The 21,560-nt window shown below is 61.8% G+C and carries 23 protein-coding genes and 2 tRNA genes; 15 read left to right on the top strand and 10 right to left on the bottom strand.

Annotated elements, in window-relative coordinates; all coding sequences use genetic code 11:
• Window positions 1-70: 70 nt before the first annotated feature.
• Window positions 71-1,333: an isocitrate dehydrogenase (NADP(+)) gene (icd, locus tag AArcS_RS14080; RefSeq protein ID WP_375139617.1), complete on the top strand. Its 1,263-nt coding sequence runs from the start codon at window positions 71-73 to the stop codon at window positions 1,331-1,333.
• A gap of 98 nt (window positions 1,334-1,431) precedes the next feature.
• Complete coding sequence (locus AArcS_RS14085) at window positions 1,432-1,863, top strand: GNAT family N-acetyltransferase (protein WP_238478054.1); 432 nt, start codon at window positions 1,432-1,434, stop codon at window positions 1,861-1,863.
• A gap of 10 nt (window positions 1,864-1,873) precedes the next feature.
• Here AArcS_RS14085 and AArcS_RS14090 read toward each other — a convergent pair whose 3' ends face one another.
• Window positions 1,874-2,215, bottom strand: coding sequence for a cupin domain-containing protein (locus AArcS_RS14090; protein ID WP_238478055.1), 342 nt, complete (start codon window positions 2,213-2,215; stop codon window positions 1,874-1,876).
• An 86-nt stretch (window positions 2,216-2,301) separates the two neighbouring features.
• Between AArcS_RS14090 and AArcS_RS14095 the strand changes: the two genes are divergently transcribed.
• Window positions 2,302-2,826 (top strand): DUF5817 domain-containing protein, encoded by a 525-nt coding sequence (locus tag AArcS_RS14095; protein WP_238478056.1) that lies wholly within the window; start codon window positions 2,302-2,304, stop codon window positions 2,824-2,826.
• A 74-nt stretch (window positions 2,827-2,900) separates the two neighbouring features.
• Here the strand turns inward: AArcS_RS14095 and AArcS_RS14100 are convergent, their stop codons facing one another.
• Entirely contained in the window at window positions 2,901-3,152 is a 252-nt protein-coding gene (locus tag AArcS_RS14100) for a hypothetical protein (RefSeq protein WP_238478057.1), read from the bottom strand.
• A 381-nt stretch (window positions 3,153-3,533) separates the two neighbouring features.
• On the opposite strand from AArcS_RS14100, the gene AArcS_RS14105 reads away from it, so the two are divergent.
• Both AArcS_RS14105 and AArcS_RS14110 read left to right on the top strand, forming a co-directional pair.
• Window positions 3,534-3,755: a DUF7996 family protein gene (locus AArcS_RS14105; RefSeq protein WP_238478058.1), complete on the top strand. Its 222-nt coding sequence runs from the start codon at window positions 3,534-3,536 to the stop codon at window positions 3,753-3,755.
• Window positions 3,756-3,832: 77 nt separating this feature from the next.
• Window positions 3,833-4,090: a DUF8006 family protein gene (locus tag AArcS_RS14110; RefSeq protein WP_238478059.1), complete on the top strand. Its 258-nt coding sequence runs from the start codon at window positions 3,833-3,835 to the stop codon at window positions 4,088-4,090.
• A 1-nt stretch (window position 4,091) separates the two neighbouring features.
• Here the strand turns inward: AArcS_RS14110 and ahbB are convergent, their stop codons facing one another.
• Window positions 4,092-5,144: a siroheme decarboxylase subunit beta gene (gene ahbB, locus AArcS_RS14115; RefSeq protein ID WP_238478060.1), complete on the bottom strand. Its 1,053-nt coding sequence runs from the start codon at window positions 5,142-5,144 to the stop codon at window positions 4,092-4,094.
• Window positions 5,145-5,395: 251 nt separating this feature from the next.
• On the opposite strand from ahbB, the gene AArcS_RS14120 reads away from it, so the two are divergent.
• Together AArcS_RS14120 and AArcS_RS14125 are read left to right on the top strand one after the other, a co-directional pair.
• Window positions 5,396-6,475 (top strand): anthranilate phosphoribosyltransferase, encoded by a 1,080-nt coding sequence (locus AArcS_RS14120; protein ID WP_238478061.1) that lies wholly within the window; start codon window positions 5,396-5,398, stop codon window positions 6,473-6,475.
• 93 nt (window positions 6,476-6,568) lie between these two features.
• The gene (locus AArcS_RS14125; RefSeq protein WP_238478062.1) at window positions 6,569-6,853 is read left to right on the top strand and encodes a DUF6199 family natural product biosynthesis protein; all 285 of its coding nucleotides are present in this window, start codon (window positions 6,569-6,571) and stop codon (window positions 6,851-6,853) included.
• Here AArcS_RS14125 and AArcS_RS14130 read toward each other — a convergent pair whose 3' ends face one another.
• Both AArcS_RS14130 and AArcS_RS14135 read right to left on the bottom strand, forming a co-directional pair.
• A complete protein-coding gene (locus tag AArcS_RS14130) occupies window positions 6,854-7,282 on the bottom strand; it encodes a universal stress protein (RefSeq protein ID WP_238478063.1) in 429 nt (142 codons plus the stop codon).
• Window positions 7,283-7,337: 55 nt separating this feature from the next.
• A complete protein-coding gene (locus AArcS_RS14135) occupies window positions 7,338-9,119 on the bottom strand; it encodes an ATP-binding protein (RefSeq protein WP_238478064.1) in 1,782 nt (593 codons plus the stop codon).
• A 109-nt stretch (window positions 9,120-9,228) separates the two neighbouring features.
• Here AArcS_RS14135 and AArcS_RS14140 point away from each other — a divergent pair, with 109 nt between their 5' ends.
• On the top strand, window positions 9,229-9,573 hold the full coding sequence (locus tag AArcS_RS14140; protein ID WP_238478065.1) for a DUF7113 family protein: 345 nt from the start codon (window positions 9,229-9,231) through the stop codon (window positions 9,571-9,573).
• Here the strand turns inward: AArcS_RS14140 and AArcS_RS14145 are convergent.
• Window positions 9,570-10,853 (bottom strand): DNA double-strand break repair nuclease NurA, encoded by a 1,284-nt coding sequence (locus tag AArcS_RS14145; protein ID WP_238478066.1) that lies wholly within the window; start codon window positions 10,851-10,853, stop codon window positions 9,570-9,572. The genes AArcS_RS14140 and AArcS_RS14145 overlap by 4 nt on opposite strands.
• A 58-nt stretch (window positions 10,854-10,911) precedes the next feature.
• Window positions 10,912-11,358, bottom strand: coding sequence for an arsenate-mycothiol transferase ArsC (locus AArcS_RS14150; RefSeq protein WP_238478067.1), 447 nt, complete (start codon window positions 11,356-11,358; stop codon window positions 10,912-10,914).
• Between the two features lie 170 nt (window positions 11,359-11,528).
• On the opposite strand from AArcS_RS14150, the gene AArcS_RS14155 reads away from it, so the two are divergent.
• Complete coding sequence (locus AArcS_RS14155) at window positions 11,529-12,863, top strand: TIGR00341 family protein (RefSeq protein ID WP_238478068.1); 1,335 nt, start codon at window positions 11,529-11,531, stop codon at window positions 12,861-12,863.
• Window positions 12,864-12,905: 42 nt separating this feature from the next.
• Here the strand turns inward: AArcS_RS14155 and AArcS_RS14160 are convergent, their stop codons facing one another.
• Complete coding sequence (locus AArcS_RS14160; RefSeq protein ID WP_238478069.1) at window positions 12,906-13,781, bottom strand: universal stress protein; 876 nt, start codon at window positions 13,779-13,781, stop codon at window positions 12,906-12,908.
• Window positions 13,782-13,908: 127 nt separating this feature from the next.
• Between AArcS_RS14160 and gpmI the strand changes: the two genes are divergently transcribed.
• Complete coding sequence (gpmI, locus tag AArcS_RS14165; RefSeq protein ID WP_238478070.1) at window positions 13,909-15,423, top strand: 2,3-bisphosphoglycerate-independent phosphoglycerate mutase; 1,515 nt, start codon at window positions 13,909-13,911, stop codon at window positions 15,421-15,423.
• 658 nt (window positions 15,424-16,081) lie between these two features.
• Here gpmI and AArcS_RS14170 read toward each other — a convergent pair.
• Window positions 16,082-16,154, bottom strand: a tRNA-Asp gene (locus AArcS_RS14170).
• Window positions 16,155-16,282: 128 nt separating this feature from the next.
• Here AArcS_RS14170 and AArcS_RS14175 point away from each other — a divergent pair.
• Both AArcS_RS14175 and AArcS_RS14180 read left to right on the top strand, forming a co-directional pair.
• On the top strand, window positions 16,283-16,675 hold the full coding sequence (locus tag AArcS_RS14175) for a pyridoxamine 5'-phosphate oxidase family protein (protein WP_238478071.1): 393 nt from the start codon (window positions 16,283-16,285) through the stop codon (window positions 16,673-16,675).
• A gap of 48 nt (window positions 16,676-16,723) precedes the next feature.
• Window positions 16,724-17,335, top strand: coding sequence for a VOC family protein (locus tag AArcS_RS14180; protein ID WP_238478072.1), 612 nt, complete (start codon window positions 16,724-16,726; stop codon window positions 17,333-17,335).
• Window positions 17,336-17,563: 228 nt separating this feature from the next.
• On the opposite strand, the gene AArcS_RS14185 is transcribed toward AArcS_RS14180, so the two are convergent.
• Window positions 17,564-17,636: transfer RNA gene (locus tag AArcS_RS14185), tRNA-Asp, on the bottom strand.
• 294 nt (window positions 17,637-17,930) lie between these two features.
• Here AArcS_RS14185 and AArcS_RS14190 point away from each other — a divergent pair.
• From AArcS_RS14190 to rpoB, 3 genes are read left to right on the top strand one after another with little or no spacing between them, the layout of a single operon-like run.
• Complete coding sequence (locus AArcS_RS14190) at window positions 17,931-18,158, top strand: DNA-directed RNA polymerase subunit H (protein WP_238478073.1); 228 nt, start codon at window positions 17,931-17,933, stop codon at window positions 18,156-18,158.
• On the top strand, window positions 18,158-19,726 hold the full coding sequence (locus AArcS_RS14195) for a DNA-directed RNA polymerase subunit B'' (RefSeq protein WP_238478074.1): 1,569 nt from the start codon (window positions 18,158-18,160) through the stop codon (window positions 19,724-19,726). The genes AArcS_RS14190 and AArcS_RS14195 overlap by 1 nt, the downstream gene beginning before the upstream one ends.
• Before the next feature lies 1 nt (window position 19,727).
• Window positions 19,728-21,560, top strand: a complete 1,833-nt coding sequence (gene rpoB / locus AArcS_RS14200) for a DNA-directed RNA polymerase subunit B (RefSeq protein WP_238478075.1) — start codon at window positions 19,728-19,730, stop codon at window positions 21,558-21,560.

Consider the following 21,560-nt stretch of genomic DNA (forward strand, 5'->3'; position numbering starts at 1 on the left):
TACCAATAATTGCGCCACCGGACGCAAAAGACAGGGCTTTTACCCCCATCATGATTCGTTAGAAATGACCATGAGCTACGACAAGGTCGAAGTCCCCGAGGAGGGGGAACCGATCACTCTTGCTGACGAAGACACCGGCGAACTCGATGTGCCGGAGAACCCGATCATCCCCATTATTCACGGGGACGGAATCGGTACGGACGTCGGTCCCGCGGCACAGAAAGTTCTCGATGCTGCCGCGGAAGCAACTGGCCGTTCGATCTCCTGGATGCGCGTGTACGCAGGCTCGTCCGCCCGCGAAAAGTACGACGAGAACCTGCCCGAGGATACGGTCTCCGCGATCCGCGACCACCGCGTCGCGATCAAGGGTCCGCTGACGACGCCCGTCGGCGCTGGCTTCCGCTCGCTCAACGTCGCGCTTCGGCAGACGCTGGATATGTACGCCAACGTCCGCCCGACCTACCACATCGACGGCGTCCCCTCGCCTGTCAAATCCCCCGAGAAGATGGACATGGTGACGTTCCGGGAAAACACCGAGGACGTCTACTCGGGCGTCGAATGGGAAGCCGGAACTGACGAGGTCGAGCAGGTTCGTGACTTCCTCGAAGACGATATGGACATCAAAGACGTCATCCACGACGGCCCGGTCGGCATCGGCGTCAAGCCGATCTCCGAGTTCGGCTCCAAGCGCCTCATCCGCGAGGCGATCGACTACGCCGTCGCCAACGACCGCGACTCCGTTACCCTCGTCCACAAGGGTAACATCATGAAGTTCACCGAAGGAGCCTTCCGCGACTGGGGCTACGAGGTCGCCGAGGAGGAGTACGGCGAGGACGTCATTACCGAGGACGAACTATGGGAGGAGTACGACGGCGAACAGCCCGAGGGCACGGTTGTCGTGCAGGACCGCATCGCCGACAACATGCTCCAGCAGATCCTCACCCGAACGGACGAGTATTCCGTCATCGCGACGATGAACCTCAACGGCGACTACATGTCCGACGCCGCCGGTGCACAGATCGGCGGGCTCGGCATCGCCCCTGGTGCGAACTTCGGTCACGGTCGCTGTCTCGCAGAGCCAGTCCACGGCTCCGCACCCAAATACGCCGGTGAAGACAAGGTCAACCCGACCGCGATGATCCTCTCGGGCCGCGAGATGCTCGACTATCTGGGCTGGTCCGACGCAGCCGACCTCGTGCGCGACGCCGTCGAGGAGACCATCTCCTCTGGCACCGTCACCTACGATCTCCACCGACAGATCGAGGGCGGCACGAAGGTGGCCACCAGCGAGTTCGCCGATGCCGTCGTCGAGAACATCGAGCAGCTCTCGTAGAGCGTCCTTCACACCCGATCTCCGATTTTTCTGCGGTCCCGGCTCCTCAGGACAACGTGTCGTAACGCTCACCAACCGCCCCTCCGTATCGGACTCTCATGACTGACATACGAGTCGTCGACTCGACAGCCGAGCGCCAAGACGCGTTCGCAGTACGACAGACTGTCTTCGTCGAAGAACAGGGTGTCGATGAAGAGCTGGAGTACGACGAACACGAGGAGACGGCGACACATTTCGTGGCCTACGACGGCGACGAGCCAGTTGGGGCGGCACGGCTCCGCGAACCCGAAGACGGACTGGGCAAAGTCGAGCGCGTGGCTGTACTCGAATCACGCCGCGAGCAGGGCGTCGGGGAAGCGCTGATGGAGGCCGTTGAGCGCGAGGCCCGCGAAGCGGGGATGACGAAGCTCAAGCTCCACTCGCAGACGCGCGCGATGGGGTTTTACGTGTCAGTCGGGTTCGAGCGCCGCGGCGAGGAGTTCGAGGAGGCGGGGATCCCACACGTGAAGATGTACAAACGGATCGAGTGACAGTACTCCCTCAGTCCTGCCAGTCGGGATCCGTCCGCGGCGGGGCGAAGACGTCGATCCCTGTGACGACCTTGTCAGTTCGGTTTTCTGCCGCGTGAGCCTCATCGCCGGGGATGGCATAGGTATCACCGGGACCGATCTCGTATTCCGTACCGTCAGCGAGGACGAACGTGAGCGTCCCCGAGAGAACGACGCCGGTCTGTTCGTGTGGATGGTCGTGTTCGGGGACGGTTGCGCCCGGTTCGATCTCGAACCGCTGGACGTTCATCTCGTCGCCGCCAGCAAGCAGGGCAAGGTGGACACCGTCGACGGCTTCGGTCGATGCACGATCAGTTGGTCCAATGACTTCCATACTGCTGGCTGGCCGGCGATCGGCAAGAAGTTTGCCACAGCACGAGTGCCGGTGCGTTCATAATGATCGCCCCATAAACCGGGCGTATGTACGCGGTCGTCGGCTGTAACGCGTGTAGCAATCTCTGGCTCGTGGAGGGACGACAGCAGACCGCACAGTGTTCTCGCTGTGGGAAGACCCACCAGTTCGACCGCCTGAAGAAGTTCGCCGAGACCGACGACGAGGACCACGCCCGCGAGCTCCGGGCCTCGATGCTCGCGAACCGGAGCGATCACGGCGATGCGTTCGCTGCCGTCGACTCCTTCGGCGAGCTAGAAAACGAGATCGACGACGCCGGCGTTAGTGACCGCGAATATCTTGAGGGATCGGGGCTCGATGCCGACGAGATCGCGGATGCAGGAGCAAGGACCAACGAGCAGACGGGGAGTTCACGAACCAGGAAAGAGACGGTTCTCGACGCCATCCGGACGCTTGATGAGCCGACCGAGAGCGCCGTCATTGATTACGCGACCGATCACGATGTCCCGGCGGAGTACGTCACGAGATGCCTGGACAAACTCGCCCAGCGAGGGGAAGTCTCACGCTCACGGGACGGCTATCGATTGCTCTGATCGGGTCACGATCAGTGAGAAAATAGTAGCCCGTTATCGGTCAACGTGCTACACCGGTATTCAATGCTGACCCGTCAGAGTTCGTCGTCCTCTTCGTCATCGAGGTCATCATCTTCTTCATCCGGATCGTCTTCGGGGTCGTCTTCCGGGTCATCTTCCGGATCGTCTTCCGGATCGTCTTCTGGATCATCTTCTGGATCATCTTCCGGATCGTCTTCTGGATCGTCTACTGGCTCGTCTTCCGGGTCATCCGTACAACCTGCGAGCCCGAGTAGACCGATACTCCCCGCGATACCGACGAACGTACGCCTGTCGAGTCGTTTCATTGTATCCCCAACCGGTGATTCGACGGCTTCGGTGATTAGTATATACCAGCTACACGATAGATGACGCGAAAATTAGACATTGAAACGACCTGACAGTCCGACTAATGGATCTCCAGAAACAGATGACAGCAAAGCAATACTGATCGGTGTCGAACTCGTTCAACTGTAGCCTGATACAACGCCGTTGACGCGCCAGCCGCCGACCGTTGTGCGGTGTCGTTCGTTTACCATTCCCGTACACAACACAGGCTTACTCCAGTCTATCGTACGATGCATTGGTCAGATTCGTGTCGTCAATCTATGAATCCGTTGATCGGGCTGGCTGGCGCACGGGAGATCTGAAACCGAGGCATTCACGGCGTTACAACCGCAATAGAGTGTATGAGCGAGAACGGAACTGAGGCCGATTACGAGCTCGTCGGGAAGACGCTGACACTCGTCGCAGTTGGCGTCGTCGTTCCCGGAATCGTCGCCCGATATCTCAACGAAGTCGGCTACGGCGTCATCGGGACGTTTATTTTCGGGATGAGCTTTTTTGCGCTAGTGTTCATTGCGTGGTATATCTGGATTCGGCCGATCGATCTTACGGGCCCGATGGGCTAGAAGTGCTGCAGTGATATAGGTAGACCCACAGAGTAACGGAACTTTAATCACCTGCTCGGTAGCAATATCGGATATCAATGAACGCCGTTCCACTGCAACTGCTGGACACGTTCCTGCTCGACTATCACATTGGGCACGTGCTGGTACTGACGTTCGTGCTGGTAATGCTGGGATCGCTACCGCTTCGGTCGCGCAAGATCCTCTCGCTGAACGCGGTACTCTTTGGCGTCATTTTCGTTGCCGTCCCGTTCTCGATGACCGACGACATCGTCTACCGCGCGTTTGGCTTCGTGTTGATCGTCGTCGCACCGATCCTCTACACGACAGCAGAGTGACTCACACCAGTTCCTCGTAGCGCGCGCCGGTCTGTTTCAGCGTCTCCGTCGAGTACAGCCGCTCGTGATCGAACGGCAGGTGCTCGGCCGCCAGTTCGTCTATCTTTTCGTCGACCGCGGCCGCGTCACGGCCATGAATCATCGTGAACAGGTTGTACTCCCAGTCGAGTTCAGGCCGACGCGGACGGTGATAACACAGCGTCACATACGGTAGGTCTCCGACAGCGACGCCGCGCTCGTCCAGCTCCTCGTCGTCGACATCCCAGACGACCATACAATTGCTGTCGAAGCCGGTGACGATGTGGTTGACGACACAACCGATGCGCTTGATACAGCCCGCATCGAGCAGACGCTCGATCCCCGCAACGACGTCCGGGACGTCGGCGTCCAGCGTCGCGGCGATGTCGGCGTACGGCGTCCGCGAGAGCGGAAAGCCCGACTGGATCTCCAGTAGTAGTTCGGCCTCGAACTCCGAGAGGTCGCCAGTTGCGTCCTCACTGATCCGCGTCGCGTCCACTTTCGTGGAGCCGAACCCGCTTTCCCCGGGTCCGTCCGTCTCCCGCGCGAACCGGTCGGCGTTGACGACCGGAAATTCCAGATTGATGTAGAAATCGGTCAGCATCGGCAAGTTCAGTATCGTACAGCCGGTCCGCGTCTCGATATCGTCGAGGATTTCGTCGCGGCGCTGGCGAGACCCCGCCGTGACGACGAACCACATGTTCCACTCGTGGTCACGGCGGTAGTTGTGGTTGATCTGTGGGTACGCGTTGATCACATCCGTAATCTCGTCGAACCGATCCTCCGGCGCTTGCACGGCCGCGAGCGTCGAACTGCCGATCACCGGCGGGTTGAGAACCGGACCGAATCGTCGGAAGACACCGCGTTCGTACAGTCGTTCGACACGTTCGAGCGCCTCCGCTTCGCTAACATTAACTGCCTCACCGAGGACACGAAACGGCCGCGGTACGACAGGAAAGCCACTCTGAAAGCCATCGATAATCGACGCATCAACATCGTCGATCGACTCGCGCCAGTCGCTCGACTGGGTACTCATTACACCGATGTTGGGCGGAGTAAATGTACCTCTTTCGGGTCGGTGACAAGGTGAGCTGTATAGGTCCACTCAGGTTTTTGAGGGATCGAGGGGTCAGCAACCAACATGCTCTAAGACCTCGGCCCGGAGCGGTTCGCGGGTGTGTGACACGCCGCTCCGGTCGGTGCCCTGTCGCCTGTTCGCCATGGGATGAGCAGCTGGCTCTCACCAGAAGCGGGACGCTTTTGCGCGTGCTCTCCTAACGCGCAAGCATGGCCCAGACGTCCCAGAAGTACGGCGAGTGGCCGCTCAAACGCCTGATGACCGCAGTCGTCGGCTCCGGACCAAAATCCGCGGACGACATGTCTCGCGCGCAGGCCCGAGAGGCCTTTCAGCGAATCCTCGGCGACGAGCCGGACCAGACGACCCTCGGCGCGTTCTGGCTGGCGAACCGCTGGAAGCGAAACACTCCGGAAGAGCTGGCGGCGTACGTCGACGTGATGGCAGAGGAGTCTACGGTCGTCGCCGAACCGGAAGCCGATCCAGTCGACTGTGGAGCAAACTACGACGGCAAACATAGCTCGGCACTGCTCGGGGTCGCCGCGGGCGTCGTCGCCGCCGGAGCAGGAACGCCGATCGTTACCCACAGCGGCGACCGCGTCCCGACCCAGAAGGAAACGGCGTACAAACACGTCCTCGACGAACTCGGCGTCAGAACCGAACTCGACGTCGAGGAGAGCGCCGAGATGGTCGACGAGACTGGCTTTGGTTTCTACTACCAGCCCGCATTCAACCCCGGCATCGACGACCTGTTCGAGCGGCGAGACATGATGGGTGTCCGGACGTTCGTCAACACGATCGAAACACTGGCAAACCCCGCAAACGCCGACGTCCACCTGGGGAGCTTCTACCATCTCGCCTTCGCGAAGAAGGTCGTCGACACCTTCCGCGAGAGCGAGCAGGTCTCGCCCGGCAAAGTGATCATGTTTCAGGGGATGGAAGGCTACGACGACATCCGCCCGGGCTACACGAAAGTCGCCGAGTGGGAAGCTGATGGAACCGAAGACGGTACGTTCGAGGACTACGAGATCGAAACACCCGAGTACGGGATGGACTTCGAGGAGGAAGACCTGCAGGTCGACGACGTGCAGGCCGATTCAGCGACGATCACTGAAGACGTCGTGACGGGTGAGCGTGAGGACCACTTCGCGGACGCTGTCGCACTGAACGCCGCGTTCCGCATCTATGCGGGCGGGGACGCCGACACGCTCGACGATGGGCTCGAAGCGGCCCGAACGGCAATCGATGACGGCAGCGCGGCCGCAGTGCTCGAGGACCTGCGAGCGTTCTGACGCGACGTCGTTCCACAATCGGTACGCATCAGTACGGCGAGGAGCTATCAGCCCCGTGAACATTATACCACCAGCAGTCCTACGTCTATCCGTATGTTCGGATCGAAACTGCGGAAAATCGGGTACGTGTGGATGGCAGTTCAGGGGTTGTTTTCGCTTGCACTTCCACGGCAGTCGCTCAAGTTGAACCTGAAACTTCTCGGTTGTGGATTCGAGAACCCGACCGATCTCGAGCCACGTGACTGGTACGTCACACAGACGAGAGCACTCGGGGCAGGATTCATCGTAGCCGGACTGCTCGGTTTACTACTTGAGGAACGAGACGAACTACAGGCCGAATCAGATCCCGAGAACGTCTCCGTCGAGAAGGTCGAATAGTTACCGGACTACCGTTACCGGAACCGTCGACCGGCGCATCACTGTTTCGGCGACGCTTCCAAGGAGAATTCGACTCATGCCGGTGCGTCCATGGCTGCCCATGACGATGTGGTCGATGTCGTGTTCATCAGAGAAGCGCACGATCGTATTAGCTGGACGACCAATCTCGGTTGCAGTTCGCAGTTCGACGCCAGCCCCGGCAGCACGGTCCACGGCCTCGTCGAGGACTGTCTGCGCTTCGTCCTCTGCAGTGTCGTACCAGCCCTGTGGGAACTCCGCGACGGCCCCCTCGACTGCGTATCCGGCTTCGGCTGGGTCGATAACCGTCAACCCCACAAGTTCCGCGTCGGGGAACTCCGTGATGGCATGATCGAGCGCCTCCTCCGACTGTGGGGATCCGTCGATCGCAACAAGTACAGTTTTGCCCATACAGATACTCCAGCGGACAGCCTCAAAAACCTCATCCCGAAACGTCAAACACCGCTCACCCGTGCCGGGTGAGACAGTTCGGTAGCCCGATGATCTCGACCGGCTCGGAGTTGTCGGGCGAGTAGACGACCATCTGTCCTTTCTCCATATAGGGGACTTTGTTCTCCAGATTGGCGGGGATGTTGACGCTTTTGATCGCATCCTCGTCGCCGAGGTTGAGGACGGCTGTCGTGTTGATCTGTTTGAATACGGCGTCGGCGATGTCCTGTGGATCCTGCGTGATCAAGAAGAGACCGAGCCGTTCCTTTCGCCCCTGCTTGGCCGCGTCAGTGAACTTGCCGATCACTCGCCGGGCCTGTGCACTCTCGGCGTCGGTCAGGAAGTTGTGGGCCTCGTCCATTCCAAGTACGACCGGCGTCTCCTTGATCCGGTCGTAGCGAGGGTCGTTCGAGAGCTTCTGGTCGACGAGCAGGCTCGATACTGCGAGCACGATCGTCTCGGTTGCTCGCGTATTGTTGATGTGGTAGGTCGGAACGACCGTCAGCCCGCCGGGCCGGACGAATCGCTCGATCTGTTCGGTGATCGGGCGGGCGTCCTGATCGAACACCGCCCCGAACCCACGAACACGCCGATTGACAGCGTCGAACGTCGCCTCGTGGACGCGCCCGGATTCATTGAGCTCCTCCCGAAGGGCCGGGTCGTCCATGAACGTCTGGAACTGGTCGTACGTCCCGCTGGAACCGTACTCCCGGAAGAACCGATCGAGCAGATGCCGGAGCGCGTTGTACTGGTTGTCGTTGAGCCCGCCCCCAGCGACCAGCCACTCGTTGTCCCGCACCATCGAGAAGGGGATGGTGAACTCGACCTGTTCGGCGCGGTGATCGTCCGTCGAATACGTCGCGTCACCGACTTTCGGAACGAATGCGATAGTGTCGTCGTGGCCGCCGTGGACGACTCCCTCGCGCTCGTATCGTCGCGAAATCTCGGCGTCGAGATCGGGGTTGTCGTCGTGCATCTGGGCGTACTCGTCCTGCGGGTCGAACTGAACGACTGCGGGCGTGACCGAGCGCCCGTCGTCCATCCGATAGGTTCGCTCGTCGGCGAGGAACTGGCGGAGGATGTTTTTTGCCGTGTGCGTTTTGCCCGATCCTGTTCCCCCGGCGATCAGGGTGTGCCGGAAGACGAGCGGATCGCCGTCCTCGTAGTCGTCTTTGAGGCGGTAATCGATCGTCGGCGGCTGGGCGCTGGTCCGGACCTTCTCGCCACCGACTGCGAGATGGCCGAGAAAGACGCCGTCCTCGGGGATCTTGAGTCCCGTCTTGATCTCCGCCGTGTCGTCCGCCTCTCGTACCGTCGTCTGTGGTTTCGGGACGCGGTCGGTCATCCGGCGCTTGAGACCGTCATCGCTATCATAGAGGACCGCCAGTGGCTCCAGGTCCGCGAGGAACTTGTAATCCGCTTCGTCGATGCCGTCCTGGCGCATCGCTCGCTGGGCGTGGATCTCGGTGGCGTCGTCGGCGTGAAACTCCTGGGCGTACTCCAGTCCGGCAATCCGACAGAAGAGCGTCTCGCCGTCCGGATACGGCGCGAGCAGATACTTCCCGATCCGAACCGACGACCGGTTCCCCTTCGTGACGTAGGCCCGAACCGTCGAGTCATCCTCGTCCTCGTGGATGCGAAGCCCCTGCGAGACGGCGATGGTTCCGATACCGTCCTCGTTTCTGGCGGGCGTCGTCTCGACACGCTCGAAGTCGTCCGCAGCGTCGCGGTCGGCGGCGGTGTCGTCCGCCCCCCCACCGTCCCCGCCGTACGCGTCGAAGTCGTTCAGATCAGCCATGTCCACCCAATGTGGGTCATCCGTGAAACCCGTTTCCCTGCGAACCGACACGTCGATCGCCACCGGGACCCCCAACGGCCTTTTGCCCGCTGCCGACCTCTGTACTACTATGTTACTGGTTCGTGGGCAGGCGAGCGGCACGGCGTTGACAGGGACGCTGTACGAGCGCGGCGAGTCGGCACCGACGTTCAGGGGGGCACCCGACGAGGGCGCCGCCTACGTCTGGGTCTGTGACGCCTTTTATGAGGTCGAGAGCGGCGGTACCGAACAGCAGATCGGCGAGGAGACGGTCAACGTCGCCTTCGAGTCGCCGATGCCCCGCGGGTTCGATACGCGCGAGCAGGCGCTCGAAGCGGCGAAAGAACACGTCCGGACGCAGTTCGCCCGGATCGGCGTCCCCGAAGAGAAAGTCGATGTCGAACTCGAAAAGACCGAACCGGACGTCCCGGTCTAGAACTCCTCTCCGCCCCAGCGGCGGTCGTCGTAGCCGTGCATCTGTTCGGTCTCGAACGCCGCTTCGAGTTCCGACCGGAGCGAATCGGTCCCCTCGGCGCTGATCCGCGCGAGTTCGTCGGCTTTTTGCACCGAAAGCGGCGGCCCTCGCTCGGCCGCGACATCCGCGAGCAGTTGCATCGCCAGCCGCTCGCGACACTCGGCCGATTTCGTGAACGCGTAGGGGGCCTCGATCCGGTAGAGCAGATCGTCACGGGGATCATAGAGTGGGAAGAACGTCACCTCGTAATCCTCGGGATCGAGGGCACGATCGACGCCGAAGGCGTCGCCGTCCGCACTGAGGAAGCGATCCGCACCGCCGCGCGAGCGAAACCAGTTCGTGAACGTGAGGACATCGGTCGCCCGGGTACGCTCCCGTCGTGGCTCGCCGTCCGGCCCCTCGCGCTCGACGAACTCGACCTGTTCGAGTAGTCTGGTAAAGAAAGCGGTATCGTTGACCCACGGTGCTTCCTGCCCGGTGTCCCGAAGCGTTCGCGTGATCGCCTTTGTCGTCGGGTTCTTGACAAATCCCACCAGCGGGACGTCCTTCTCGACGAACGTCTCGACGAGTTCGACGTAGTTTTCGATGACGTCGCGGGGCTCTTGCTCGTCGTGGAGCAGATCCGCGAGTTCGGGCGCGCGGTCGGTCCAGTTCAGCATTCCTTTGGGGTAGATCGGTCCGTCGAGGACGAACAGATCGTCGACAGTGTCGGCGTGTTCGATCGCGTGGTGGCTCTCGGCGAGATAGAGGCCGAGTTCGTGGACGACGCTCTCCTCGAACCGTGAGACCCGGGGGGCCTGCAGGATGCGCCGGTCGGTGTGGCCCTCGTCCCACTTCGTCCACTCCGTCGAGAGGTCCTGGGTGGGGTCACTGATGTGTGCCGTGACGACCACTGTGCGATCCCGATGCAGGTCGAGATCCGACGGGCTCGACGCCATGGCGGCCTGTGCGACGTCCAATACGATCCCGTTTTTGAACGAGGTCGGGTTGATCGTCCCGGAGTCCAGCCCGTGACAGGACGGGAACTCGGCGTCCTGCAGGGCGACGTCATCGATCGGCACCTCACAGCGGCGCTGCTCGCCGAGCGGTTCGAGTACGACCCGACCGTCGTCGACCAGCGGGTCGAGGAACTCCGCCCAGACCGTGTCGACGAACTGCTGTTGGTCGGTTTCGTCGACCGACCGGGTGATCCGTCTCGCAAGCTGTGTGATTCCCTCGAACTGTACCGGATCCAGTGTCACGTCATCACAACGTGGCGGCGAGGCGATAAAACCAGCGGGTTCCGGCGGTTCGGTACTCTCAGACCGTCTTGGTCTCGGCGAGCAGTTCGTCGAACAGGTCCTCGACGCGCCCGGCAATCTCGTCTCTGATCTCACGGACGGCATCGAGGCCCTGTCCGTCAGGATCGTCGAGCCCCCAGTCGCGGTTCTCCCCGTTCCAGGTCGCCGGACAGACGTCCTGTGCCGAACAGCCCATCGTGATGACGTAGTCGACGGTCTGGAGCTCCTCGGGCGTGATATCTTTCGGTGTCCTGTCGGCGAGATCGAATCCCTCCTCGTCCATCACCGTGACGACCTCCTCGTGGACGTGATCGGCGGGCTGGGTGCCGCCGGTGAGGATCTCGATCTCATCGGCGACGCCGCGCTGGTCTCGCTCGCGTTCGGCGAAGGCCGTGGCCATCTGGCTGCGGCCCGCATTCTGGACGCAGACGAAGGCAACGCAAGTCTGGGCTGTTAGCTCGGTCATCACTCTCTGGTTCCAGTAGGAGAGATATAAGCGTTGTTTGCAACGGATATGTCTGGATATGTATCTCTATAGAGCAGGCTAGAGTCGGCGGTAGCTCGGGATACTGCTTCAGCCGACGGGGCAATCGATCCGAAACTTCGTTTAAGCATTTGGGAGTTGACACTCGACACATGAGATACATCGAGATCACGGTACCGGCCGGCCGGCGGCAAGCAGTGATCGACGTCCTCGACGAGGAGGGGATCGACTACATCGTCAGTGACGAAACGAGCGGACGGGAGTACGCGGCAGTCGTCAGGTTCCCGCTCCCCACGCGAGCCGTCGAGCACGTCCTCGATCGACTGAACCGGGTCGGTATCGGCGACGATTCGCGCGTCGTGATCATCGACGCCGAGACGGTCATCTCACAGCAGTTCGACGATCTACTGGATCGCCACTCTCAGGGCGGCACGAAGGGGGAACGAATGTCCAGACAGGTGCTACGGACGAAAGCCGAAGAGCTCACACCGGCGTTTCCCATCTACGTCGTGATGTTGCTCATCAGCGCTGTCGTCGCCACCGCGGGGCTACTTGCGGACTCCCCCGCGGTCGTGGTTGGCTCGATGGTCATCGCGCCGCTAATCGGCCCTGCACTGGCGGCGAACGTCGGAATCGTCACCGACGACGACGGACTCAAGACGTCCGGGTTCGCCTACCAGCTCTCCGGTATCACGATCGTTATCGCCGCCTCGATCGGCCTCGCGCTTCTCGCCCGTCTCGCCGGCCTCGAACCTGGCGGGGTCGATATTGTCGTCGCTGCCGAGTTACAGGAGCGGGTCTCACCGAACCTTCTGTCACTGGCAGTTGCTCTGGGAGCCGGCGTCGCAGGCATCCTGAGCCTCACACGGGGGTTCTCGGAAGCGATCGTCGGCGTGATGATCGCCGCAGCGTTGATCCCGCCTGCCGCTGCGGTCGGGATCACGGTCGCCTGGGGAATGTACGGAGCAGCGAGCGGTGCCGCGATACTCGTACTTGTTAATCTACTATCGATCAATCTGGCGGCACTGGCGACGCTGTGGGTCGCCGGCTACCGTCCGCAGGGACTGTTCGAGGTGGCACCGAGTCGCAGAACGACCTACACGTACGGTGCGGCGTTCGGGGTCGGTCTCCTCGTGCTTGCCGCTCCGCTTGTCGGCGTCACGCTGCTCGATTTTCACACGACTGAAGTGAAATCGGCCGCCGACAAGGAAGTCGATTCCGTGCTGGAAGATCCACAGTACGAGGACGTCGAAGTCGAGTCGGTCGAGGTGTTGCTCGATGACGACTACCCCCTCCGTTCGATCGATCGCGTCGTCGTGACGGTATCGGATACCGAACCCGGCCCGAAGCCGGTGCTGGCCGATCAGCTCCACGAGGCGATCAGCGAGCATGCCGACGACGCCGTCGTCGAGATTCGGTACGACGTCACCGAAGAGCGAGGCGACGATCGGCGCGAGTACGTCGTTCGAACCTCTGAGCGGGAGTAGCGCACCGACGGCCGCGTGACGTGGTACCCGAGTGTCGAGCGCTCACTCGTCGTCTGATCGCACAGGCACGGAGAGTACCGGAACGTCGGCGAGACGTGCGACCGTCTCGGTGACGCTTCCGAGCAGGTACCGTTCGAGCCCGGACCGGCCGTGTGTCCCCATGACCACCAGATCGATGTCGTGATCGGCGATGTAGTCCAGAATGCTTCGTGCAGGCGACCCACTGAGTACCGATGCCTGCACCGATCGGAGCTCCGCATCGTCTGCTCGGTCGAGAACGTCGTTGACAGCCTCTTTCCCGGTGTCTTCTAGCTCTGTGAGGACGGCGGCGCTTTCCCCCAGTGGCGAGGTCACAGCGATGTCGACCACGTGGACGACGTGCAGTGCGGCGTCGGTTCCATCGGCGAGGTCGATCGCGTAGTTGGCCGCGGCGTTTGCGACATCGCTGCCGTCGGTCGGGACGAGAACGGTCTCGAACTCGGGATCGAAGACGGTTCGTTCGTGGATAGTCAGGATAGGGATAGGCGACACGCGGAGCGTGCGTTCGGTGGTGCTCCCGAGGACGCGCTGGTCGAGCCCCCTGCGACCGTGGGTGCCCATGACGATCAGGTCGGCGTCGTGGTCAGTAGCGTACTCGACGATTTCCCGATAGACTGCCCGGTCGGTCTCGACGACGCTGGTGGTCCGCGTCGCGCTGAGCCGCTCACCCGCACCGACGACCGACGCCAGATACTGCTCGGCCCCCCGAGAGAGGTCGGCGACCGTTTCCGAGCCATGACCCTCAGGGAGTTCGCCGAGTTCGAGAACGTGAATCACGTGTGCTGTTGCGTCGTGACGTTCGGCAAGAGCAAGTGCCCCGTCGACCACCGACTCAGCTAGCTCGCTTCCGTCGGTCGGCACGACTATCGTATCGTACATACTGACCACTACGACTGATATACTAGTCAAATGAGGGTGTCGGAAATACCGGGATGTGCTGGCGACAATGGCGATACTGGCGACGGCAAGCGAAGAGTAGTTACAAGATAAACGCGTTTGCTCAGGTATGGACGCTGCACTGATCATCCTCGACGGCTGGGGTATCGGCGAACACGACCGCCGCGACGCGGTGAAAGCCGCCGACACGCCGAACTTCGATCGGCTGGCGAAGACCGGCGCGTACAGCACGCTCACGGTAGCCGGACGCCGCGTCGGCCTGCCGGACGGACAGATGGGTAACAGCGAGGTCGGCCACCTCAATATCGGCGCGGGACGGGTGGTCTATCAGGAGTACACCCGGATCAACGACGCCATCGACGATGGGAGTTTTCTGACGAACGACGCGATCCAGACGGCGTTCGATCATGCGGACGAAAACGACGGACAGGTCCACTTCATGGGGCTCGTCAGCGATGGCGGCGTCCACTCCTCGCAAAAGCACCTGCACGCGCTGATCGAGATGGCCGCCGAACACGGTGTCGAGGCGACTACACACGCCTTCATGGACGGTCGCGACACCGCACCCCACGGTGGCGAAGGGTACCTCGAAGAGCTTGAAGCCGTAGTTGACGAGCACGGCACCGGCGACGTCGCGACCGTTACCGGCCGCTACTACGCGATGGATCGGGACCAGAACTGGGAACGTACCCGACGGGCCTACGACGCAATTGTCAACCGGAACGGCGACCACACCGCCTCCTCTGCCGTCGAGGCCGTCACCGCGTCCTACGAACGGGACACCACCGACGAGTTCGTCGAACCGACGATCATCGATGGCGGCGCGGCACTGGGAGACGGTGACAGCGTCGTCTTCTTCAACTTCCGCTCGGACCGTGCCCGCCAGCTCACTCGAATGCTCGGCGAGATCCGTCCGGAGTGGGCGTTCGAGACGTCCCCGCCGGACGTGACAGTCACCACGATGACCCAGTACGACAAGACGTTCGATGTCCCCGTGGCGTTCCCGCCGACCCAGCCAGAGGACGTACTCGGTGAGGTGCTCGCCGACACCGGCAAGACCCAGCTCCGGCTCGCCGAGTCCGAGAAGTACGCCCACGTCACCTACTTCCTCAACGGCGGACGCGAGGTCGAGTTCGACGGCGAGATCCGGAAGATCGTCGAGAGCCCGGACGTGCCCACCTACGACCTCCAGCCGGAGATGAGCGCGCCCGAGGTGACCCAGACCGCGATCGATGTCCTCGACAGTGACGATCCGGACGCGATGGTGCTCAACTACGCCAACCCCGACATGGTCGGCCATACGGGCGACTACGAGGCCGCGATCGAGGCCGTCGAAGCCGTCGACGAACAGCTCGGCCGGCTCGCCGACGCGCTGGAGGAGGACGGTGCCGAGGTCCTGATCACCGCCGATCACGGCAACGCCGACGACATGGGCACCGAAGACGATCCACACACTGCCCACACCTACAACCTCGTCCCGTTCATCTACGTCGGCTCCGAGGGCGACGATGCCGGGAAATCGGTACGACAGGACGGCTCGCTGTGTGACCTCGCACCGACGATGCTGGACCTGATGGATATCGACCAGCCCGACGCGATGACCGGCGAGAACCTGCTGGAGTAGCTCCGGCCGTTTTTCGGCGATTTCGGCGCTAAACGTTTTACTTCGAATAGTGTAGTAATACACTATAAAAGCCATAGCTATTCACTTCGAAAATTGAAGCTTGGCCTCTTTGCCGCAGTCGGAGCGGCTGGCGCGCGCTGGCGAGTCGTCTATGACGAGCCAGCGTCGCGCGAGGTCTTCGCGAGGGAACCGAGCGAAGGCTCGGAAGACTCGTCTTCCGGTGGGTGAGCGAGCGGAGCGAGCGAATCGGTTGGAGAGGATGAGGTGTTGTAGGTGGACTGAAAGGGGCCGGATCGCTCGACGAGCGAGGCGACGCAAGGACCGCAACGAAGTGAGGACCACAGCGAGCCGTAGCCGTCGAGCGATTCGGGGGCTTTCGTGGTGTCGTTCTCCAGAAGATCATACGTGACAGAAAGCGCCCGAGGCGGGAGTGAGCAAACGCGGTTTGTTTGCGAACTACGATCGACGGAGTCGATCGGGATTTGAACCCGTAGCAAACCTCACTCCGTTCGGTTTGCGTGATTCAAATCCCTTGGAGGGTATTTGCGGCTCACGGAGTGACGAGCACACGCTACGCGGTGCTCGTCGACGTTGTTCGCCGTGGCGTCAAGACGCCACGAGGTTTCACTCACGAGTTCGTGAAACCGCCGCAAAAGTACGCCCGAGGCGGGATTTGAACCCGCGTCACGACCGTGACAGGGTCATATGATAGGCCACTACACCACCCGGGCTGACTACACTCCTGCTTTCCCGGCCATCGACTTAAGCCCCTCGCATTGAACTGCCCCTGTGAACGGTTGACCCAGCACCCTCCATGCATGGGTACAACACACAAGTCCCATGAGTTCAAAGGCACACTATGGCCTCGATACCCGAGGAATACCACGACCTGTTCGAGCGGCCGACCATCGCTCACGTCTCGACGACACTCCCGAACGGCTACCCCCACGTGACGCCGGTCTGGATCGATTACGACGTCGAGGAAAACCTGTTGCTGGTCAACACCGAACGCGAGCGTCGCAAGGAACTGAACGTCAGGGATGACCCGAAGGTCGGCGTCAGCATGACCGATCCTGACGATCCCTATCGACGCGTCTCGATCTTCGGGGACGTCGTCGACCACACGACCGAGGGCGCACGCGAGCACATCGACGAGCTCTCCCAGCGCTACACCGGCCAGGAGTATACCGAGGCAAACGAGATCGAGACCGAGCGCGTCCTGCTGAAGATCCGACCCAAACAGGTCTTCTGAGCATCGGCCGACGACCAGACATTTCTCCGTTGAGACCATAGAAACGATATGAGCGACAGTCCAGACATCACTGCGGAGCGTCCCGACAGCCCCATTCAACTGGCGGGGACCGACCACATCTCCGTCATCGGCAGCAACGAGGAGGATACGATCGAGTTCTACCGCGACCTGCTCGGGATGGCCCTGGTGCTTCGCCAGCCCAACCTCGACGATCCCAACCAGACCCACCTCTTTTTCGACACCGGCGACGGCCGGATTCTCACCTTCTTCGTCGCGCCGGGCAGGGAGTCGAGTCCTCAGCCCCACCGCCACCGCGTCGGCTCCGTACATCACCTCTCTTTTTCGGTCGAGCCCGAGCGCTTCGTCGAAACCCGCGAGGCCCTCGAAGACACCGGCCACGGCTACAACGAGTTCGACCGCGGCATCTTTCACTCGCTCTATACGCGAGATCACAACGGGTTGACCCTCGAACTCGCCACGGACAAGTTCTCGATCCCCGACGAGCGGCGCGGGGAGGTACTGGCGACCGCCCAGCGGCTGCGCGTCGAGGATGGCGCGGAGTACGCCGAGGAACGCCATCTCGAGGCCGCGCTGGAAGAGCTGGGTATCGAGAGTGAAAAGTACGAACTACCGGACGCAGACAGTGGAGTCGGTGTCTGACACAGGGGCTACCGAGCCACTTCGTGAGGACCTCGCAGAAATCGCCCGAGGCGGGAGTGAGCAAACGCGGTTTGTTTGCGAACTACGATCGACGGTGTCGATCGGGATTTGAACCCGAGGCAGACGTGCTCACTTCGCTGCGCGCGACTGCCAAGATTCAAATCCCTTCCGTTGGCGTTTCGCTGACGCAGTGGCTCGCTACGCTCGCCGGTTTGCGTCAGCAGAAAGCGCCCGAGGCGGGATTTGAACCCGCGTCACGACCGTGACAGGGTCATATGATAGGCCACTACACCACCCGGGCTTGCGAACGCATCCTATCGTTGCCGGGTAGTATTCTTAAGACTTTCCAAACGGTCACGGTATGCCATCGGAGAACAGCCGTGTCACGGCGCCACAAACGCTATAAAGATTGCTCGCGTAGCGGTCAGTACTGACAGCCGACAGATCACAGCCGTCGACCCGCGTTTGCCCGCTCCTTCTGGGGTTCGATAGCCGTATATCCCAACGTACTTGGTAAGTCTTAATAGCCTTGCGTCGGTATGGGCCTGTAGTATCTCGTGATAGCAGTTTCTCTCTCCGGTCAGACCCACAACACATGGTAGACGTAAGCCAACACGAACTCGTCCCCGAGCACTCAGTCGTCGATGAGGACGCACTCGACGAGCTGCTCGAGGAATACGACATCGGACGCACAGACCTGCCGAAGATCAAACGGGCGGATCCAGCACTGCCCGACGACGCCGAGGTAGGCGACGTTATCAAGATCGTCCGGGACTCGCGGACGACCGACCGATCCGTAACGTATCGAATGGTGGTCGAATAATGGATACACAGGACAGGCGGACGATTTCGCGGGAATATTTCGGAAAGGAACGGCTCGCAGAACATCACTACCGCTCTTTTAACTCCTTCCTCAATCGAGGGATGCAACAGGTCGTCGACGAGAAGGAGACGATCGACACGGACATCGGCGACAAGGAAGGCGAAGAGCCCGTCCACGTAGAGCTCGGTGACGTCCGCGTCGTGACGCCGCGCGTTCGGGAGGCCGACGGCAGCGAAGAACTGCTCTACCCACAGGAGGCCCGACTGCGCAACATCACCTACTCCGCTCCGGTCTTCATGGAGATGGAGATCGTCAAGGGCGACCCCGAGGAGGGCGAACAGCGCGTCGTCGACAGCACCGAAACGAAGGTCGGTCGGATGCCGATCATGGTCGGCTCCGAGAAGTGTAACATCGCCGGCTTTAGTGACGAGGAGCTGATCGAGATCGGCGAGGACCCCGCCGACCCCGGCGGCTACTTCATCGTCAACGGCTCCGAGCGCGTGCTGATGACCAGCGAGGACCTCGCGCCGAACAAGATCCTCGCGGAGTACGACACGAAGTACGGCGACGAGATTCAGGTCGCCAAGACGTTCAGCCAGCGCCGTGGCTACCGCGCCCTCGTACTCACCGAGCGCACCCGCGATGGGCTGCTCGAAGTATCCTTCCCGTCTGTTTCGGGGAGCGTTAACTTCGTTACGCTCGTCCGGGCGCTCGGACTCGAATCCGACGAGGAGATCGTCCACCGCGTCTCCGACGACCCGGAGATCGTGAAGTTCATGCTCGAAAACCTGGAGGCCGCAGAGGTCCAGACGACCGAGGAAGCCATCGAGACCCTCGGCGAACGGGTCGCCTCCGGGCAGGGCAAGAACTACCAGCTCAAACGGGCCAACTACGTCATCGACCGCTATCTCCTGCCGCACCTGCACGAGGAAGGCGTCGAGGAAGAAGACGTCCGGATCAACAAGGCGTACTACCTCTGCCGGATGGCGGAAGCCTGCTTCGAGCTGGCGCTGGAACGCCGTGAATCAGACGACAAGGACCACTACGCGAACAAGCGTCTGAAGGTCAGCGGCGACCTGATGAAGGATCTGTTCCGGACCGCGCTGAACAAGCTCGCACGGGACGTCAAATACCAGCTCGAACGCGCCAACATGCGGAACCGACAGCTCTCCGTGAACACGGTCGTCCGTTCGGACGTGCTGACCGAGCGGCTCGAACACCCGATCGCGACCGGGAACTGGGTCGGCGGGCGCTCGGGCGTCTCCCAGCTAGTCGATCGGACCGACTTCATGGGTGTCCTCTCTCACCTGCGCCGCCTGCGCTCGCCGCTCTCGCGCAGTCAGCCACACTTCGAGGCGCGGGACCTGCACGCGACCCAGTGGGGTCGTATCTGTCCCTCCGAGACCCCCGAGGGGCCGAACTGTGGACTGGTGAAGAACTTCGCCCAGGCGATGGAGCTATCCCAGAACGTCGAGGACGAACAGGAGCTGAAACGCGAACTTGCCTCTATGGGTGTCGAGGGGATTCCCGGCATCGAGGGCGTCGACCGACGAGTGGAGGGTGACTAATATGAGCCAACAGCAAGAACGCGAAGCGAAGGTGTACGTCAACGGGAGTCTGGTCGGCACGCATCCCGAGCCGAACCAGCTCGCAGAACAGATCCGGGAAGCACGCCGCCGCGGCGAGATCAGCGAGATGGTCAACGTCTCGGTCGACCAGCGAACGCGGGAAGTGATCGTCAACGCTGACGCGGGACGCGCTCGCCGGCCCCTGCTCGTCGTCAACGACGGTGAACCGCTCATCTCCGACGAGGAGATTCAGGCGCTCGAAGACGGCGAACTGGAGTTCGAGGACCTCGTCGAGATGGGCTACGTCGAGTTCATCGACGCCGAGGAGGAAGAGGATATCTACGTGGCCGTCGACGAGGAGGACCTCGAGGAAGACCACACACACCTCGAAGTCGATCCACAGCTCATCTTCGGGATCGGTGCAGGGATGATCCCGTATCCCGAGCACAACGCCAGTCCGCGGATTACGATGGGATCAGGGATGATCAAGCAGTCGCTGGGGCTCCCCTCGGCGAACTACCGGATCCGGCCGGACACGCGACAGCATCTCCTGCACTACCCGCAGCTCTCGATGGTCAAAACCCAGACCACCGAGCAGATCGGCTACGACGACCGCCCGGCGGCACAGAACTTCGTCGTGGCCGTCATGTCGTATGAAGGGTTCAACATCGAGGACGCACTCGTCATGAACAAAGGATCGGTCGAGCGCGCACTTGCTCGCTCGCACTTTTTCCGGACCTACGAGGGCGAGGAACGCCGGTATCCCGGTGGACAGGAGGACCGCTTCGAGATCCCCGACGACGACGTACGAGGTGCGCGGGGCGAGGACGCCTACACGCATCTCGACGATGACGGTCTCGTTAACCCCGAGACACGCGTCGACGAGAACTCTGTACTGCTCGGCAAGACGAGCCCACCCCGGTTCCTCGAAGAACCGGACGACATGGGCGGCCTCAGCCCGCAGAAACGCCGTGAAACCAGCGTCACAATGCGCTCGGGCGAAGACGGTATCGTCGACACCGTCACGCTGATGGAGGGCGAGGACGGCTCGAAGCTCTCGAAAGTCTCAGTTCGGGACGAACGGATCCCCGAACTCGGCGACAAGTTCGCGAGCCGCCACGGACAGAAAGGAGTCGTCGGCCACCTCGCACCCCAGGAGGACATGCCCTTCACCGAGGAGGGCGTCGTGCCGGACCTCCTCGTCAACCCGCACGCGCTGCCGTCGCGGATGACAGTCGGCCACATCCTCGAAATGATCGGTGGGAAGGTCGGCTCGATGGAAGGTCGTCGCGTCGACGGGACGCCGTTTACCGGCGAGGACGAGGGCGATCTTCGGGATATGCTCGAAGAGCACGGCTTCCAGTCCTCGGGCAAGGAGACCATGTACTCCGGCGTCTCCGGCGAGAAGATCGAGGCCGAGATCTTCGTCGGGACGATTTTCTACCAGAAGCTCTACCACATGGTCTCGAACAAACTGCACGCCCGCTCTCGTGGGCCGGTGCAGGTGCTCACCCGACAGCCGACTGAGGGACGTGCCCGCGAGGGAGGACTTCGTATCGGTGAGATGGAGCGGGACGTCTTCATCGGCCACGGCGCGGCCATGACGCTCAAAGAGCGGCTCCTCGACGAGTCCGACCGAGAGGAGGTGTACATCTCCGCGGAGACCGGGATGGTCGCCGTCAACGACGTCAATCAGAACCGCGTGTACGACCAGCTGACGGGCGACGAAAGCGACATCCACCGAATCGAGATCAGCTACGCGTTCAAGCTGCTGCTCGACGAGATGATGGCGCTTGGCATCCGCCCACGACTCAACCTGGAGGACGCAGTCTAA

The organism is Natranaeroarchaeum sulfidigenes (genome assembly GCF_017094485.1).
Classification (GTDB): Archaea; Halobacteriota; Halobacteria; order Halobacteriales; family Natronoarchaeaceae; genus Natranaeroarchaeum; species Natranaeroarchaeum sulfidigenes.

Excerpts from the sequence above, each read along its gene's own strand:
- AArcS_RS14110 (WP_238478059.1), top strand. The coding sequence starts at position 3,833 with ATGAACGCCGTTCCACTGCAACTGCTGGACACGTTCCTGCTCGACTAT.
- AArcS_RS14195 (WP_238478074.1), top strand. The coding sequence starts at position 18,158 with ATGGATACACAGGACAGGCGGACGATTTCGCGGGAATATTTCGGAAAG.
- AArcS_RS14095 (WP_238478056.1), top strand. The coding sequence starts at position 2,302 with ATGTACGCGGTCGTCGGCTGTAACGCGTGTAGCAATCTCTGGCTCGTG.
- AArcS_RS14150 (WP_238478067.1), bottom strand. The coding sequence starts at position 11,358 with ATGACCGAGCTAACAGCCCAGACTTGCGTTGCCTTCGTCTGCGTCCAG.
- AArcS_RS14105 (WP_238478058.1), top strand. The coding sequence starts at position 3,534 with ATGAGCGAGAACGGAACTGAGGCCGATTACGAGCTCGTCGGGAAGACG.
- AArcS_RS14100 (WP_238478057.1), bottom strand. The coding sequence starts at position 3,152 with ATGAAACGACTCGACAGGCGTACGTTCGTCGGTATCGCGGGGAGTATC.
- AArcS_RS14120 (WP_238478061.1), top strand. The coding sequence starts at position 5,396 with ATGGCCCAGACGTCCCAGAAGTACGGCGAGTGGCCGCTCAAACGCCTG.
- AArcS_RS14090 (WP_238478055.1), bottom strand. The coding sequence starts at position 2,215 with ATGGAAGTCATTGGACCAACTGATCGTGCATCGACCGAAGCCGTCGAC.
- AArcS_RS14190 (WP_238478073.1), top strand. The coding sequence starts at position 17,931 with ATGGTAGACGTAAGCCAACACGAACTCGTCCCCGAGCACTCAGTCGTC.
- AArcS_RS14135 (WP_238478064.1), bottom strand. The coding sequence starts at position 9,119 with ATGGCTGATCTGAACGACTTCGACGCGTACGGCGGGGACGGTGGGGGG.
- AArcS_RS14140 (WP_238478065.1), top strand. The coding sequence starts at position 9,229 with ATGTTACTGGTTCGTGGGCAGGCGAGCGGCACGGCGTTGACAGGGACG.
- rpoB (WP_238478075.1), top strand. The coding sequence starts at position 19,728 with ATGAGCCAACAGCAAGAACGCGAAGCGAAGGTGTACGTCAACGGGAGT.
- gpmI (WP_238478070.1), top strand. The coding sequence starts at position 13,909 with ATGGACGCTGCACTGATCATCCTCGACGGCTGGGGTATCGGCGAACAC.
- icd (WP_375139617.1), top strand. The coding sequence starts at position 71 with ATGAGCTACGACAAGGTCGAAGTCCCCGAGGAGGGGGAACCGATCACT.
- AArcS_RS14160 (WP_238478069.1), bottom strand. The coding sequence starts at position 13,781 with ATGTACGATACGATAGTCGTGCCGACCGACGGAAGCGAGCTAGCTGAG.
- AArcS_RS14125 (WP_238478062.1), top strand. The coding sequence starts at position 6,569 with ATGTTCGGATCGAAACTGCGGAAAATCGGGTACGTGTGGATGGCAGTT.
- AArcS_RS14175 (WP_238478071.1), top strand. The coding sequence starts at position 16,283 with ATGGCCTCGATACCCGAGGAATACCACGACCTGTTCGAGCGGCCGACC.
- AArcS_RS14155 (WP_238478068.1), top strand. The coding sequence starts at position 11,529 with ATGAGATACATCGAGATCACGGTACCGGCCGGCCGGCGGCAAGCAGTG.
- AArcS_RS14180 (WP_238478072.1), top strand. The coding sequence starts at position 16,724 with ATGAGCGACAGTCCAGACATCACTGCGGAGCGTCCCGACAGCCCCATT.
- AArcS_RS14085 (WP_238478054.1), top strand. The coding sequence starts at position 1,432 with ATGACTGACATACGAGTCGTCGACTCGACAGCCGAGCGCCAAGACGCG.
- ahbB (WP_238478060.1), bottom strand. The coding sequence starts at position 5,144 with ATGAGTACCCAGTCGAGCGACTGGCGCGAGTCGATCGACGATGTTGAT.
- AArcS_RS14130 (WP_238478063.1), bottom strand. The coding sequence starts at position 7,282 with ATGGGCAAAACTGTACTTGTTGCGATCGACGGATCCCCACAGTCGGAG.